The following is a 14,402-nucleotide window of genomic DNA, read 5'->3' on the forward strand; positions in this document are numbered from 1 at the left end:
TTGAATGTCGACTAGCAGGCGGATTGCCGGACGCGGCTGCGCCCTGGCCGCGCTGGCGGCGACGGCGCTCGGGCCGCTCGCAGCCCGCGCCGAGGCGCCGATGTCGGCGATCGACTGGTTGTCGAAATCGGTCACCCGGCCGGCGGTGCAATCGGCCTTGCCTCACCGCCTGCCGCCAACGCGCGATCCCGCCGCGGCGCCACCCGTCCCGCCGGCCGTCCCGCCCGGCTCGCTGCCCCCCGGCACCGCGCTCCCCGGCACCACGCTCCCCGGCACCACGCCCGGCAGCGCCGCGCCGGCAGCCATGGCACCGGGCGGCGGTCTGCCTCCGGGAACCATGACCCGGCCCGAGACGCCTGGAACGCCCGGCTTGCCCGGCACCGCTCCGGGCAGCGCCCCGCAGGGTGCGGCTCCCGACTCGGGCGCCGTGCCCGGCTCGGTCGCGGTCTCGGTGCTGCGCAAGGGGCCGGCGCTGGACGGGGTCGGGCTGTTGCCGGTGCAGAAGACCGGCCTACCGCGCGATCTCTGGGGCAAGACGCCGACCAAGGACCTGGTCCAGCTGATCCGGCAGGAGACTCTCGACACCCTGCCGGCGCTGCGGCAACTGCTCTACACCATCCTGCTGGCCGAGGTCGATCCGCCCGCCGACAGCACCGGCGACGGCCGGCTGCTGCTGGCCCGGATCGACCGGCTGCTCGATCTCGGCGCGCTCGATCAGGCCGAGGCTCTGCTGCAGCTCTCGGGCACCGACCGGCCCGAGCTGTTCCGGCGCTGGTTCGACGTCACCCTGCTTCTGGGCGACGAGAACCGGGCCTGCCAGACCATGCGCGGCTCGCCCGATGTCGCCCCGACCTTCCCGGCCCGGATCTTCTGCCTTGCCCGCTCGGGCGACTGGAACGCCGCCGCGCTGACACTGCGCACCGCCGAGGCGCTCGGCTTCGTCACCGGCGAACAGAGCGCGCTGCTGGAACGCTTCCTCGATCCCGAGATCGAGGACGGCGCCGATCCGCTGCCGCCGCCCTCGCGCCCCTCGCCGCTGGTCTGGCGGATGATGGAGGCGATCGGCGAACCGATGCCGACCAACACTCTGCCGGTCGCCTTCGCCCAGGGCGACCTGCGCTCGAATGCCGGCTGGAAGCAGCAGATCGAGGCCGCCGAGCGGCTGGTGCGCACCGGCGCCGTCTCGCCCAACCGGCTGCTGGGGCTTTACACCGAACGTCGTCCGGCGGCCTCGGGCGGGGTCTGGGACCGGGTCGCGGCGATCCAGAGCTTCGACAACGCGGTGACGCGCGGCGATCCGAAGGCCATCGCCCACAGCCTGCCGACGGCCTGGAAGGCGATGCGCGCGGCGCGGCTCGAAGTGGCCTTCGCCCAGCTCTACGGCGCCCGGCTGGCCAGGCTGCCGCTGACCGGTCCCGCCGCCGCCATCGCCTATCGCGTCGGGCTGCTGTCGAAACGCTACGAAAGCATCGCCGCCCTGCACAAGCCGGCCGATGCCACCGAGGCCTTCCTGCGCGGCATCGCCCGCGGCGAGCTGTCCGGCACCACCCCGCCCGACGCGATGGGCCGGGCCATCGCCGCCGCCTTCGCCACCCCGGCGCCGGTGCCGCAGGACCTGGACCGGCTGCTGCAGGACCAGCGGCTGGGCGAGGCGATCCTGCGCGCCATCGACCGGGTCTCGACCGGCGCCCAGGGCGACCTGCGCGGCGTCACCGACGGGCTGGCGCTGCTGCGCCGGGTCGGGCTCGAGGATGCCGCCCGCCAGACCGCATTGCAGCTGATGCTGCTGCACCGGCAGGAGTGAGGATGGACGGCGCCGGCATCCCGATGGCGCGCTGGATCGCCACCTTCCTCGAGGCCCAAGCCGCCGAGGCCGACGCCGCGCGCAACACCCGCCTCGCCTATGGCCGCGACCTCGCCGACTTCTCGGGCTGGCTCGCCCGTCGCGGCCTGCATTTCGCCGATGCGACGCGCGAGGATATCGAGGCCTACCTGATTGCCTGCGACGCCGAGGGCCTGGCCCGCGCGACCCGGGCACGGCGGCTGTCGGCGATCCGCCAGCTCTACCGCTTCGCCTATGACGAGGGCTGGCGCGCGGACAACCCGGCGCTGCGGATCAGCGGCCCGGGCAAGGACAAGCGGCTGCCCAGGACGCTCTCGGTCGCGGAGGTCGAGGCGCTGCTCGACGCGGCGCGCACGGCCGGGCGGCCCGGCGACCGGGTGCGCAACACCTGCCTGATGGAGCTGCTCTATGCCACCGGCATGCGGGTGAGCGAGCTGGTCGGCCTGCCGGTGGCGGCGGCGCGCGGCGATCCGCGCATGCTGCTGGTGCTGGGCAAGGGCGGCAAGGAGCGGATGGTGCCGCTGTCGCCCCCGGCCCGGACGGCGCTGGCGGCCTGGCTGCGCGAACGCGACGCGGCCGAGGAGGCGGCGCAGGCCAGGGGCAAGCCGGGCTCGAAATTCCTTTTCCCCAGCCATGCCGCCGCCGGCCACATGACCCGCCAACGCTTCTTCGGCCTGATCAAGGAACTGGCGCGCGCCGCCGGCATCGCGCCCGACAAGGTCACGCCGCATACCCTGCGCCACGCCTTTGCCACCCACCTGCTGGCCAACGGCGCCGATCTGCGGGCGATCCAGACCCTGCTCGGCCATGCCGATGTCGGCACCACCGAGATCTACACCCACGTCCTGGAGGAGCGGCTCAAGTCGCTGGTCCTCGACCACCACCCGCTGGCCCGCGACGACGGCTAGCGGCGCCGGCTCCAGACCCACCACAGGCCCCAGCCGAGCGCGCCGCCAAGCGCGGCTCCGCCCGCGCTCCAGAGCAGCAGGTAGGGAATGGTGAACATCCACATCGCCAGGGTCATGATCACCACCTCGGCGAAACCGCCCGGGCCGTGATAGCCCAGCATGCCGAACAGCTGGCCGCCGACCGCCACCAACACCCCGGCGAAGGCGCCCAGCGACACCAGCCGCCATTTCGCGACCCCCGCCGCATCCCCGGGCGGCACCCGTCGCAGCCCGCGGCGGACGATATAGGCCAGGACGAGATAGGGAGTCTCGGCCCACTGCGCCAACGGCAGGATCAGCATCGCCCCCCGCTGCCACGTGACCACCGCGATCCCCGCCGCCTGCAGCCGCTGCCGCGCGACGACGCCAGGGCCAGCGTCAGCAGCAGCCCGCCGATCCAGATCACGCGGGACAGCAGCCTGACCTGTCGCCGCCTGTCGTCTTCTCCGCGCATCGCTTCGCCTCCGGTCCGGCCCGCGCCCGGATCAGGTTGCCCCGCCCAAAGCCGCGAAGTCCTTGATGTGAATCACGCCACCGGCCGCTTCGGCTTCTTGCACTCGGGCCGATTTACTCGCGCGGCCCGGCGATGGGACCGCGGCGCACTCCCATGCGGTAAACCCAAGGTATAGGCCGCCGGTCCTGGGCCAAACCCCGCCGACCGACAGTGCCCCGGAGGCAGGATCCGGCCGGTCCGAGGCAAGGCAGCTTGCGGTTTCGCGAAATCACATATCAACCTTTGCATATGTTCACGCGAAGTTGAACGCACACCCGAAGCATGAGGGAAACCAATGCGAGACATGGCTTTCACGAGCACCGAGACCACGGACGAGTCCGAGCTGAACACCGGCTGGACCGGCCATTGGATGAATTTCGACTGGGTCGCCGAGGAGACCGCCACGGACACGCCCGAGACGACCCAGACCACGGAGACGACGACCGCCCCCTATAGCGACGAGGCGATCGCCGACCTGCTCTACATGATCGAGGAGGAGAAGCTGGCCGGGGATGTCTACGAGGCCTTCTACAAGGCCTATGGCCTGACCATCTTCGACAACATCGCCCAGTCCGAGGACAGCCACTTCAGCGCCCTGATCCAGCAGGCCGAAACCCTCGGCATCGACACCGACCAGTTCGTGTTCGAACCCGCCGGCACTTTCGTCAACGAGGAACTGCAGCAGCTCTACGACACGCTGATCGCCACCGGCAACGAGTCGGTGACCGCCGCGCTCGAAGTCGGTGTCGCGATCGAGGAGAAGGACATCGTCGATATCGCCGCGACGATCGAGGACGTCGCCGGCACCCAGCTGGCCGATGTCTACCAGAACCTGCTCGACGGCTCGGCCAACCACCTCGAGGCCTTCCAGGACGTGCTGATGGCCTGAGCCGCCCCCCCGGGGCGACGGCGGTCCTACCCCACCCGTTGCCGTCGCCCCCGCGCCCTGCCCTCCCCGTGTCCCGCGGGGGTGGCAGGGCGCCCCTTCGGGGAACACCTTGCGCGCCCCTTCGGGACAGACCTTGCGCGCCCCGAAGGGGCGACAGCCGCTTGAAACGGCCTGCCGCGCGGCCCATAAGAAATCCATGCAGATTTCAGGACCCATCCCGGGAACACCCCGATGACCAGCGCCACCGACCTGGCCAGCCGCTTCGACCTCGCCTTCTGGATCACCTGCGGCGCCATCCTGCTGCTGCTCGTGCTCTCGGCCTTCTTCTCGGGCTCGGAAACCGCGCTCACCGCCGCCTCGCGGCCCAAGCTGCGCGCCCAGGCCGACAAGGGCTCGTCCGGTGCCAACTGCGCGCTCAGGATCACCGAGGACAACGAGCGGCTGATCGGCGCGCTGCTGCTCGGCAACAACGTCGTCAACATCCTCTCGGCCTCGCTCGCCACCGCGCTGTTCACCAAGGCCTTCGGCCAGAGCGGCGTCGCCTGGGCGACCCTGCTGATGACGCTGCTGGTGCTGATCTTCGCCGAGGTCCTGCCCAAGACCTACGCCATCACCAATGCCGAGACCGCCGCCGCGCGCGTCGCCCCGGCAATCCGCATCGTCACCATCCTGTTCTCGCCGCTGGTCTCGGCGGTCCGGCTCTTCGTCCGCGTCGTGCTCGCCGCCTTCGGCGTCAAGACCGATCCCGACAGCCGCATCCTCGCCCTGCGCGAGGAAATCGCCGGCGCCATCGCGCTCGGCCATTCCGAGGGCGCGGTCGAGAAGGAAGACCGCGACCGGCTGCTCGGCGCGCTCGACCTCTCCGACCGCACCGTCGAGGAGGTGATGCTGCATCGCAGCCAGATCGAGATGCTGGATGCCGATGCCGATCCCGACACCATCGTGACCCAGTCGCTGGCCTCGCCCCATACCCGCCTGCCCATCTTCCGCGACGAGCGCGAGAACATCATCGGCGTGCTGCATGCCAAGGACCTGCTGCGCGAGGTCGACCGGCTGGCGCGCGAACACGAGGGCGCGGGCCCCGCCATCGCCGATCTCGACGTCATGAAGGTGGCGATGAAGCCCTATTTCGTGCCCGAGACCACCGCGCTCGACGACCAGATGCGGCAATTCCTGCGCCGCCACACCCATTTCGCGCTGGTGGTCGACGAATACGGCGCGCTGCGCGGCCTGATCACGCTCGAGGACATCCTCGAGGAGATCGTCGGCGAGATCACCGACGAGTTCGACATCGACGCCGAGATGCCGCTCAAGCGCAGCGAGAGTGGCGACTTCCTGGTCGAGGGCGCGATGACGATCCGCGACCTCAACCGCGCCACCGACTGGAACCTGCCCGACGACGAGGCCAACACCGTCGCCGGGCTGGTGATCCACGAGGCCCAGATGATCCCCAACGAGGGCCAGGTCTTCAGCTTCCACGGCTTCCGCTTCGAAGTGGTGACGCGGAAGGAGAACCGCATCACCAGGCTGAAGATCCGCCCGCTCTAGGCCGGGGCGCCCAAAGGCACCCCGGGGCCGGATCAGCCCACCAGGATATGGTCGGCCAACCCGTCCAGCGTGGTCAGGCCGTGCAGCGTCACCGTGCTGCCGCCGGCCAGGTCGAAGACGACGCCGTCGCTGACCTGGGCGTGGTAGATCACCGTCTGGTTATGCGCCGTCCCCCAGTCGATCGTGCCGAGGAACTCCTGGACGAAGGGGCGCTCGAAACTGTGATTGGCGATCGTCAGATCCGCGTTGCAGGCGTTGAGATCGGTCCAGACATTGGGGACGAAGTCGCCGTTGGTGTGATCGAGACTGTAGGTGAAGGTGGGCGAGTCGTCCGCGACGACCACCGTGAGTTGTGCCGGCTCTACGCTAATGGGTGTATCGGTCGTATCGTTGTGGCCTGCCACCCCGGTAAGCGTATAGGTCGTCATCGCGCATTCCTCATGATATACACTTTAACTTCACGCGAGAATACTTTGACTTAATTCAATATTTATTCACTCCAGGCAGATCCAGAAGGTAGAAACGCCCACCGCGGCGGTCAACCGCCACGGAGACGTGTCCGGCAGACCGCCGTCGCCCTTAAGCTGTATCTCGGTCAGGTGTGGCGCCGCCGCCACTCAGCGGCTCTTGAACAGGCCCCCGAGGATGCCGCGGACCACCGCGCGGCCGGTGCGCGAGCCGAGTTGGCGGGCGAAGCTCTTGGCGAAGGTCTCGGCGACGCTGTCCGAGCGGCGCGAGGAACTGCGGGCGGGGCTGCGCGGCGCCTGGACCCGGGTCGCGCGGCTGTAGCTGCCGCCGTAGCGGCGGGCGGCGCGATAGCCGTCGTCCGCGTCCGGTTCCGCCGGCGCCTTCTCCTCGGCCTCCTGCGCCGCGGCCTCGGCCCGGCGCTGCAGCTTCTCGAAGGCGCTGTCGCGGTCGAGCGGCGTGTCGTACTTGCCCTGCAGCGGCGAGGCGGCGATCAGCGCGGCACGCTCGGCCGGGGTGATCGTGCCCAGCCGCGACGACGGCGGCCGGATCAGGCTCCGCTCGGCGACGCCGGGCACGCCCTTGGCCTCGAGGAAGGACGTCACCGCCTCGCCGGTGCCGACCTCGCGGATCGCGTCCTCGATCGAGAAGCGCGGGTTGTCGCGGTAGTTCTGCGCCGCCTGGCGCAGCTCCTTGCGGTCCTTGGCGGTGAAGGCGCGCAGCGCGTGCTGGACCCGGTTGCCGAGCTGGCCGAGGATGTCCTCGGGCACGTCGGCCGGGTTCTGGGTGATGAAATAGACGCCGACACCCTTGGAGCGGATCAGCCGCGCCACCTGCTCGACCTTGTCGATCAGCGGCTTGGGCGCGTCGTCGAACAGCAGATGCGCCTCGTCGAAGAAGAAGACCAGCCTGGGCTTGTCGGGATTGCCGACCTCGGGCAGCTCCTCGAACAGCTCGGACAGCAGCCACAGCAGGAAGGTGGCGTAGAGCCGCGGCGAGGCCATCAGCCTGTCGGCGGCGAGGATGTTGATCCGGCCCCTGCCCGCGCCATCGGTGGTCATCAGGTCGGCCAGTTCCAGCGCCGGCTCGCCGAAGAACTGGCTGGCGCCCTGGTTCTCCAGCACCAGCAATTGGCGCTGGATCGCGCCGACCGAGGCGGCCGAGACATTGCCGTAGCGCAGGCCGATCTCGTCGGCATTCTCGCCGATGAAGACCAGCAGAGCGCGCAGGTCCTTGAGGTCGAGCAGCGCCAACCCCTCCTCGTCGGCCAGCCGGAAGGCGATGTTCATCACCCCCTCCTGCGCATCGGTCAGCTCGAGCAGCCGCGACAGCATCAAGGGCCCCATCTCGGCCACGGTGGTCCGGATCGGGTGGCCCTGTTCGCCGAACAGATCCCAGAAGGTGACCGGGAAGGCCTCGTAGCGATAGTCGGAGAAACCGATCGTGGCGGCACGGCTCATGAAGGCGTCGTGCAGCTTGAACGCCGCCGAGCCGGCCATCGCCAGCCCCGCCAGGTCGCCCTTGACGTCGGCCAGCACCACCGGCACGCCATTGGCCGAGAAGCTCTCGGCCAGGATCTGCAGCGTCACCGTCTTGCCGGTGCCGGTCGCGCCGGCGATCAGCCCGTGACGATTGGCATATTTCAGCAGCAGATGCTGCGGCTCGCCATGATCCGGTCCGCCGCCGCCCACGAAGATCGCCCCGTCCATACCGCCTCCTCGTCTGACTGACATAGATGTGAATACGCCGCCGCGGGCGCAGAGCAAACACATTCTTTAGCCGATGGCGTCAGGCTGCCCCCCTGTCCGGGCGGCGCGATCCGCGCGGGCAGGACTTCCTCCCTGTCCGACTGGCCGCGCCGCTCCGGTGGCGCGGCATTTTTCTTTTTCGTTCCAAGGGCTCCTCTCGACGGTTTTACTGTTGACGCATGACGGGTAACTTCGTAGCGTTCGGCCAATACAAAGTCGGCCGGTCCGACGGGGAGCATAAAAATAGACGGAAAAGGGCCCGCCGAGGGCCCTTTTTCATGTCCGCGCCCCTGCCGCGCCCTGCCCGCCCCGTCCAGCACTCCGAAGCTCTGCTGCATGAGCAGCTTTCCGCCGCGACCGGGCTGCGGCATCGTGGATTCCGGCCTGACATCCCCGCCCCGCCATGCTACACCCGCCGGCGGATTTACCGATCACCATGGGAGCCGAAATGTCCAACCTGACCAAAGCTCTGACCCTGGCGCTCGCGCTGCCTTTCGCGCAGGCCGCCATCGCGCAGGACAGCACGGCCCAGCCGGGCGACGCCACCAAGCCCGCCGACACCCAGACCGCTCCGGCCGCTGCCGGCGACACCACGCCGTCCACGGATCAGGGCCTGTCGATGGGCAAGGACGTGCCCGGTTCGCTGTATTTCAAGGACAGCTTCGACGACTGGAAGATGCGCTGCACCCACATGCCGAAGGGCAACGACCCGTGCGAGCTCTACCAGCTGCTCCGCGACGACCAGAACAACCCGGTTTCCGAGGTCAGCATCTTCCCGCTGCCGCCCGGGGGCCAGGCGATCGCCGGCGCGACCATCGTCACGCCGCTGGAAACCCTGCTGACCCGCGACATCACCATCCAGGTCGATGGCCAGGGCGGCAAGCGCTACCCGTTCAGCTGGTGCACCCAGGCCGGCTGCTTCGCCCGCGTCGGCTTCACCGCCGAGGATCTGGCCGCCTTCAGGAAGGGCGCCAAGGCGTCGGTGAGCATCGTGCCGGTCGCCGCCCCGAACCAGGTCATCACCCTGCCGATGTCGCTCAAGGGCTTCACCGCGGGCTTCGCGGCGGTCGAGGAGAACAACAACAAGGTCCGGGCCAACATGCCCGACGCCACGGCACCGAAGAACTGAGCTGCAGACCTGGACCGCAGACCTGACGCCGGCCAGGCCTGACGGATCGAGACGCCGCCCTTCGGGGCGGCGTCTTGCGTTTGTCTCGTCCTGAAGAAGGAGGGCGCTCAGGGCCCTTGTCGCCTGGCATCGCGGCGCAGCCGCCGCGCCGGCTCACACCCGGCGCAGGGCCAGCACCGCGTTCAGCCCGCCGAAGGCGAAGGCGTTGGACAGCACCACCTCGACCCTGGCCTCGCGCGCCTCGTTCGGCACCACGTCGAGCGCGCATTCCGGGTCGGGCTCCTGGTAGCCGATGGTCGGCGCGATCACCCCGTCGCGCAGCGCCATGATGCAGGCCAGCAGCTCGACCGCGCCGGTGCCGCCGATCAGGTGGCCATGCATCGACTTGGTCGACGAGATCATCAGCGCGTCGGCATGGTGGCCGAAGACATCGGCGACGGCGGCGCATTCGGTCTTGTCGTTGGCGGCGGTGCCGGTGCCGTGGGCGTTGATGTAGCCCACTTCCTCGCCAGCGATCCGGGCGTCGCGCAGGGCGCCGGAAATCGCCCGCGCCGCGCCCTGCATCGACGGCATGACGATGTCGGCGGCGTCCGAGGTCATGGCGAAGCCGACCACCTCGGCCAGGATCTCCGCGCCCCGCGCCCGGGCGTGCTCGTATTCCTCGAAGACGAAGATCGCCGCGCCCTCGCCCTGCACCATGCCGTTGCGGTTGGCGCTGAACGGCCGGCAGGCATCGCGCGACATCACCCGCAGCCCCTCCCAGGCCTTGATGCCGCCGAAGCACAGCATCGATTCCGAGCCGCCGGTCAGCATCGCCTTGGTCATGCCGGAGCGGATCATGTGGAAGGCCTGGCCCATGGCGTGGTTGGAACTGGCGCAGGCGGTGGCGACGGTGAAGCTCGGCCCCTTGAGGTTATGCGCCATCGAGACGTGGCTGGCCGCGGCGTTGTTCATCAGCTTGGGCACGACGAAGGGGTGGACGCGGTTCTTGCCCTCCTCGTAGACCGCCCGGTAATTGTCGTCCCAGGTGTTGACGCCGCCGCCGGCGGTGCCCAGCACCACCCCGGCCTCGTAGCCCAGCCGGCCGTCGAAATTCAGCCCCGACTGGGCCACGGCCTGGCGCGCGGCCAGCAGGGTGAACTGGGTGAAGCGGTCGTAGAGGACGATCTGCTGGCGGTTGAAATGGCTCTCGGCATCCCAGTCATGGACCTGGCCGCCGATCCGGATCGACAGCCGCTCGACATCGCGGATATCCAGCTCCGTGATGCCGCAGCGCCCCTCGCGGAACGCCTCGAGCGTGCCGGGCACGTCATGGGCCAGCGCGTTGATGGTTCCGGCCCCGGTGATGACCACGCGGTTCATCGCAAGGCTCAGCCCTTCTGCTCGGCGACCAGCCCCTCGACCGCGGCGATGATCGCAGCCACCGAGGAGATGTCGAAATCGCTCTCCGAAGGATCGTTGGCGTTGAATGGCACCGAGATATCAAAGGCTTCCTCGATGGCGAAGATCGACTCGACCAGCCCGAGGCTGTCGATCCCCAGCTCCTCGAGCGTCGCTTCGGGTTTCACGTCCGGCACCTCGAGCACCGCCTGTTCGGCGATGATCGCGATCACCCTGTCCTTCACGCTGTCCGTCATACGCCGCTTCCCTCGCCGCCTGCGTGGCCGTGTTTACTCAGACTGCGCCAGCTTTGAAACCGCTTTTTGCAGCTCCGCCACCTGCGCGAAAAGCCGCGGCAGCCGCCGCAGGTTCTTGTAGCTTTCGATGTTGCTTTCCATCTTCACCGCCGGGTAGCCCATCATCGCCCGGCCCGAGGCCACGTTCGACAGCACCTTGGTGGCGGCGGCGATGATGACGTCGTCACCGATCTGCAGGTTGTCGGCCAGGCCGGACTGGCCGCCCATCACCAGCCGGTCGCCGGTCCGGGTCGAGCCGGCGATGCCGGACTGCGCCGCCATCAGGCAATCGCGGCCCATCACCACGTTGTGGGCAATGTGGCACAGGTTGTCGAGCTTGCAGCCGCTGCCGATCTCGGTGTCGCGGATGGTGCCGCGGTCGATGCAGGTATTGGCGCCCAGCTCGACATCGTCGCCGATGGCCACCGATCCCAGGGAATGGATGCGGGTCCAGCTCTGCGCCCGGATTTCGCTGCGTTGTCCAAGGCTTGAGCGGACTTCCTCAACCCCCGACTTCTCCGGCGTGACGAAGGACAGCCCGTCCGCCCCGACCACCGCGCCGGGCTGGGCGATGAAGCGGTCGCCGATCACCACCCGGGCGCCGATCCGCACCCCGGCCAGCAGCAGCGCGTCGGCGCCGATCCGGGCCTCCTCGGCGATGGTGGCATGGGCGGCGATGCGGGCGTTGGCGCCGATCTGCGCGCCCCGGCCGATGACCACGAAAGGCCCGATCGCCGCGCCCGCGCCGATCTCGGCGGTCGCGTCGATCACGGCGCTGGGATGAATGCCCGGCGCGATCTCGGGCCCGGGATCGAGCAGCCGGGTCAGCCCCGACAGGGCGTAGCGCGGCCGCGGCACGAAGAGCGCGGCGGCCAGACCGAGCGCGCGCCAGTCGGCGCCCTCCCACAGGATCGCCGCCTGCGCCGCGCCCTGCGCCAGCCCCTCGCCGTATCTCGGATCCATCGCCAGCGCCAGGTCGGTCGGTCCCGCCTGCGCCGGCTCGGCCGCGCCCTCGATCACCAGGTCGAGCGCCCCCTCGGCGCGCGCGCCGAGCGCCTCGGCGATCTCTGCGATGCGATAGCCCATCCCCGGCTCCGTGCTGCCGGCGGCCCGCTGCCGCCTGCGCCCGCTCTAGCCCTGAACGCCGTCCAACGCCACCCCGGCCTTGGCCAGCGCGTCGAAAATCTCGGCATCGCGGCCATAGATGTCGCGGCGATAGGTCATCGTCCCGCGCGCCGTCGGCCAGGCGGTGAAGTAGACCAGGTGCACCGGCACCGGCTTCTTCAGGTTCAGGATGGTCTCGACCCCGGTCGCCAGCGCCGCCTTGAACACGCCCTTGGGATCGGAGGTCTGCGGCCGCAGCAGGGTATAGGCGAAATCGAACGGATCGTTGAGCCGGATGCAGCCGTGGCTATAGGCCCGCGTGTCGCGTTTGAACAGGTATTTCGTCGGCGTATCATGCAGATAGATGTTGTACCTGTTGGGGAACATGAACTTCACCAGCCCCAGCGCGTTGCGCGCCGACGGCGGCTGCTTGAGCTCGAAGGGAAAGTCCTGCGCCGTGAACTGGGTGAAGTCGATGCCGTCGCGGCTGACCGTCTGGCCGCTGGAATTGATCAGCTTGAGATAGCTCACAGCGTTCGGGTTCTTCTGCAGCATCGGCAGGTATTCCTTGGTCACGATCGAGCGCGGCACGTTCCAGGTCGGGTTCACCACCATGAACTCGATCTGGTCCGAGAATTCCGGGCTGCGCGTGTCCTTGCCGTTCTTGCCCACCACCGCGCGGGTTTCGAAGGTGGTCTTGCCGTCATCGACCACCCGGGCGGTGAAATCGGCCTCGTTGACCCAGACATAGCGTTTGCCGAGGTCCATGTTCATCCAGCGCAGCCGTTCCATCGCGACGATGATCGACTTGAGCCGGTCGCGGGCCGAGACGTTGAGGGCGCGGACCGTGTCGCGCCCGGCCACACCGTCGGCGTTGAGCCCGTGATCGGCCTGGAACAGCTGCACCGCGTGCTGCAGCATGCCGTCATAGCGCGCCGAGGCGGTGCGGCCGAGGTAGCCCATCGCGACCAGCCGGTTGCGCAGCGCGATGACGCCGCGGCCGCTGTCGCCGGGCTCGTATTTGCCGTCCGGCACCGTCGGGCCCCAGCCGCCGCGGGCGACCAGGCGCTCCATGTCCAGCTTGGCCTTCAGCAGCCGGTCATAATCGGGATTGTGCGGCGGCAGCTGGGCCAGGAAGGCCGCGGGGCTGCTCTTGGCGAAGGCCTCGATGGTGGCGCGACGGTCGCGCAGCGGCGCCTTGCGCTTGATGTCGGGATCGACCTTGGACGGCGTCAGCACGCCGGTCTGGACGTCATGGGCATATTGCAGGAAGGCCTCGCTCATCAGCACTTCCAGCCGGTCGCGATCGCGCTCGGTGCGCACCTCGCGGAAGGCCCGGGCCAGAACCGCCGGATCGTAGCGCCGCACCGGCAGGCCCTGCGCCCCGGCGCCCGAAAGCGCCCGGAAGAACGCCTCGCGCCGGCGGGCATCGCCGCGCCCGGTCCAGAGCGGCTCGTAATCCCGCGCCTGGTAGAAGGCGGCCAGCGCCCGGTCGCTTCCCGCCGCCGCGGCGATCGCCTGGCGGAAGGGCGACAGCACCGGCAATTCCTGCGCCGCCATCGCCGGCCCCACGCTCCCGACGACCGCCCCGGTCGTCACCGCAGCGGCCATCGCCACCGCCGTCATCAGAGCCCTGCCCGCGCTTGCCGTTCGAACCGCCATTCCGCCCTCAAATATCCTTTTCGCGCCGATAAGACCGCACCCTCCCGGATTGCCCCGGGGAAGTCCACTCACGCCCTCGCCACAACGACAAGTCCTGTCACAGTTCCGCAACGCCCGGCCCTTCCGGCCAGAGACCGCCGGTGGCCGATACCAATTTAAGCGAAAATTCGCCGATATCCCATCGCTATCCGAATTTTCCCCAATGAAACCTTGGGTCGAGCGCCCGGGTATGCGATAAAAATGGCACATCTGGGGATGAGATGAGAATGCCGCAAAAAACACGCGGCGCACTGACAGACGGGACAGGCAAATCCAATGACGGAAAAATCGACGGGCTTCACGCGGCGCGGGCTGCTGCGTGCCTTCGCGGTCACCAGCGTAGTGGCGGCCCCGACCTATGCCAACGCCTTCGGCTTCCTGCGCGGCGGTGGCGACATCCGCCGGGTTAAGATGTATTCGGGCCGCACCGGCGAACATCTCGACCTGATCTACTGGGTCGACGGCAAGTACATCCCCGAGGCGCTGGACGAGATCACCTATTTCATGCGCGACTGGCGCACCCATACCACGAAGACCATCGACCGGCGCACCATCGACATCGTCGCGGCGACCCACGCGCTGCTCGACGTCTCCGAACCCTACATGCTGCTCTCGGGCTACCGCAGCCCGCAGACCAACGCCATGCTGCGCCGCCGTTCGAGGGCGGTCGCCAAGCATTCGCTGCACATGAAGGGCGAGGCCGCCGACCTGCGGCTGAAGGACCGCAGCGTGTCGCAGATCTACCGCGCCGCCCTGTCCTGCCGCGCCGGCGGGGTCGGGAAATACACCCATTCGGACTTCGTCCACATGGATTGCGGCCCGGTGCGCACCTGGGGCGCGTAAGCCCCACCGTCCCGCA

General features: G+C 69.1%; 13 protein-coding genes. 6 read left to right on the forward strand and 7 right to left on the reverse strand.

The features are described 5' to 3' along the window. Window positions 1-4 precede the first annotated feature (4 nt). Both ACFOES_RS05970 and ACFOES_RS05975 read left to right on the forward strand, forming a co-directional pair. Window positions 5-1,804, forward strand: coding sequence for a hypothetical protein (locus tag ACFOES_RS05970; protein ID WP_377832284.1), 1,800 nt, complete (start codon window positions 5-7; stop codon window positions 1,802-1,804). 2 nt (window positions 1,805-1,806) lie between these two features. Further along, the gene (locus ACFOES_RS05975) at window positions 1,807-2,751 is read left to right on the forward strand and encodes a site-specific tyrosine recombinase XerD (protein ID WP_377832285.1); all 945 of its coding nucleotides are present in this window, start codon (window positions 1,807-1,809) and stop codon (window positions 2,749-2,751) included. Here ACFOES_RS05975 and ACFOES_RS05980 read toward each other — a convergent pair. Further along, on the reverse strand, window positions 2,748-3,116 hold the full coding sequence (locus ACFOES_RS05980) for a hypothetical protein (protein WP_377832286.1): 369 nt from the start codon (window positions 3,114-3,116) through the stop codon (window positions 2,748-2,750). The two genes, ACFOES_RS05975 and ACFOES_RS05980, sit on opposite strands and share 4 nt — an antisense overlap. Before the next feature lie 471 nt (window positions 3,117-3,587). On the opposite strand from ACFOES_RS05980, the gene ACFOES_RS05985 reads away from it, so the two are divergent. Continuing rightward, window positions 3,588-4,172: a DUF2202 domain-containing protein gene (locus tag ACFOES_RS05985; RefSeq protein ID WP_377832287.1), complete on the forward strand. Its 585-nt coding sequence runs from the start codon at window positions 3,588-3,590 to the stop codon at window positions 4,170-4,172. Between the two features lie 231 nt (window positions 4,173-4,403). Then, a complete protein-coding gene (locus tag ACFOES_RS05990) occupies window positions 4,404-5,720 on the forward strand; it encodes an HlyC/CorC family transporter (protein ID WP_377832288.1) in 1,317 nt (438 codons plus the stop codon). Between the two features lie 32 nt (window positions 5,721-5,752). Here the strand turns inward: ACFOES_RS05990 and ACFOES_RS05995 are convergent, their stop codons facing one another. Together ACFOES_RS05995 and ACFOES_RS06000 are read right to left on the reverse strand one after the other, a co-directional pair. Further along, window positions 5,753-6,064, reverse strand: a complete 312-nt coding sequence (locus ACFOES_RS05995) for a hypothetical protein (protein WP_377832289.1) — start codon at window positions 6,062-6,064, stop codon at window positions 5,753-5,755. Window positions 6,065-6,337: 273 nt separating this feature from the next. Next, window positions 6,338-7,894: a helicase HerA-like domain-containing protein gene (locus ACFOES_RS06000; RefSeq protein ID WP_377832290.1), complete on the reverse strand. Its 1,557-nt coding sequence runs from the start codon at window positions 7,892-7,894 to the stop codon at window positions 6,338-6,340. Window positions 7,895-8,381: 487 nt separating this feature from the next. On the opposite strand from ACFOES_RS06000, the gene ACFOES_RS06005 reads away from it, so the two are divergent. After that, on the forward strand, window positions 8,382-9,062 hold the full coding sequence (locus tag ACFOES_RS06005) for an invasion associated locus B family protein (RefSeq protein WP_377832291.1): 681 nt from the start codon (window positions 8,382-8,384) through the stop codon (window positions 9,060-9,062). 153 nt (window positions 9,063-9,215) lie between these two features. On the opposite strand, the gene ACFOES_RS06010 is transcribed toward ACFOES_RS06005, so the two are convergent. The 4 genes from ACFOES_RS06010 to ACFOES_RS06025 are packed head-to-tail and all read right to left on the reverse strand — an operon-like array spanning window position 9,216 to window position 13,468. After that, window positions 9,216-10,424 carry a beta-ketoacyl-[acyl-carrier-protein] synthase family protein gene (locus ACFOES_RS06010; RefSeq protein WP_377832292.1) on the reverse strand — a complete coding sequence of 403 codons (1,209 nt, stop codon included), beginning with the start codon at window positions 10,422-10,424 and terminating at the stop codon, window positions 9,216-9,218. Window positions 10,425-10,432: 8 nt separating this feature from the next. Then, window positions 10,433-10,699 carry an acyl carrier protein gene (locus ACFOES_RS06015; RefSeq protein WP_377832293.1) on the reverse strand — a complete coding sequence of 89 codons (267 nt, stop codon included), beginning with the start codon at window positions 10,697-10,699 and terminating at the stop codon, window positions 10,433-10,435. A 33-nt stretch (window positions 10,700-10,732) separates the two neighbouring features. Next, window positions 10,733-11,824: a UDP-3-O-(3-hydroxymyristoyl)glucosamine N-acyltransferase gene (gene lpxD / locus ACFOES_RS06020; RefSeq protein WP_377832294.1), complete on the reverse strand. Its 1,092-nt coding sequence runs from the start codon at window positions 11,822-11,824 to the stop codon at window positions 10,733-10,735. 45 nt (window positions 11,825-11,869) lie between these two features. Next, window positions 11,870-13,468, reverse strand: a complete 1,599-nt coding sequence (locus tag ACFOES_RS06025) for a L,D-transpeptidase family protein (RefSeq protein WP_377832295.1) — start codon at window positions 13,466-13,468, stop codon at window positions 11,870-11,872. A gap of 351 nt (window positions 13,469-13,819) precedes the next feature. Between ACFOES_RS06025 and ACFOES_RS06030 the strand changes: the two genes are divergently transcribed. Beyond that, complete coding sequence (locus ACFOES_RS06030) at window positions 13,820-14,386, forward strand: YcbK family protein (protein ID WP_377832296.1); 567 nt, start codon at window positions 13,820-13,822, stop codon at window positions 14,384-14,386. The last annotated feature ends 16 nt before the right edge of the window (window positions 14,387-14,402 follow it).

Origin of the sequence: Acidimangrovimonas pyrenivorans (genome assembly GCF_042643245.1) — a bacterium.
Taxonomy (GTDB): Bacteria; Pseudomonadota; Alphaproteobacteria; order Rhodobacterales; family Rhodobacteraceae; genus Acidimangrovimonas; species Acidimangrovimonas pyrenivorans.

Excerpts from the sequence above, each read along its gene's own strand:
- ACFOES_RS05970 (WP_377832284.1), top strand. The coding sequence starts at position 5 with ATGTCGACTAGCAGGCGGATTGCCGGACGCGGCTGCGCCCTGGCCGCG.
- ACFOES_RS05975 (WP_377832285.1), top strand. The coding sequence starts at position 1,807 with ATGGACGGCGCCGGCATCCCGATGGCGCGCTGGATCGCCACCTTCCTC.
- ACFOES_RS05985 (WP_377832287.1), top strand. The coding sequence starts at position 3,588 with ATGGCTTTCACGAGCACCGAGACCACGGACGAGTCCGAGCTGAACACC.
- ACFOES_RS05990 (WP_377832288.1), top strand. The coding sequence starts at position 4,404 with ATGACCAGCGCCACCGACCTGGCCAGCCGCTTCGACCTCGCCTTCTGG.
- ACFOES_RS06000 (WP_377832290.1), bottom strand. The coding sequence starts at position 7,894 with ATGGACGGGGCGATCTTCGTGGGCGGCGGCGGACCGGATCATGGCGAG.
- ACFOES_RS06005 (WP_377832291.1), top strand. The coding sequence starts at position 8,382 with ATGTCCAACCTGACCAAAGCTCTGACCCTGGCGCTCGCGCTGCCTTTC.
- ACFOES_RS06010 (WP_377832292.1), bottom strand. The coding sequence starts at position 10,424 with ATGAACCGCGTGGTCATCACCGGGGCCGGAACCATCAACGCGCTGGCC.
- ACFOES_RS06015 (WP_377832293.1), bottom strand. The coding sequence starts at position 10,699 with ATGACGGACAGCGTGAAGGACAGGGTGATCGCGATCATCGCCGAACAG.
- lpxD (WP_377832294.1), bottom strand. The coding sequence starts at position 11,824 with ATGGGCTATCGCATCGCAGAGATCGCCGAGGCGCTCGGCGCGCGCGCC.
- ACFOES_RS06025 (WP_377832295.1), bottom strand. The coding sequence starts at position 13,468 with ATGACGGCGGTGGCGATGGCCGCTGCGGTGACGACCGGGGCGGTCGTC.
- ACFOES_RS06030 (WP_377832296.1), top strand. The coding sequence starts at position 13,820 with ATGACGGAAAAATCGACGGGCTTCACGCGGCGCGGGCTGCTGCGTGCC.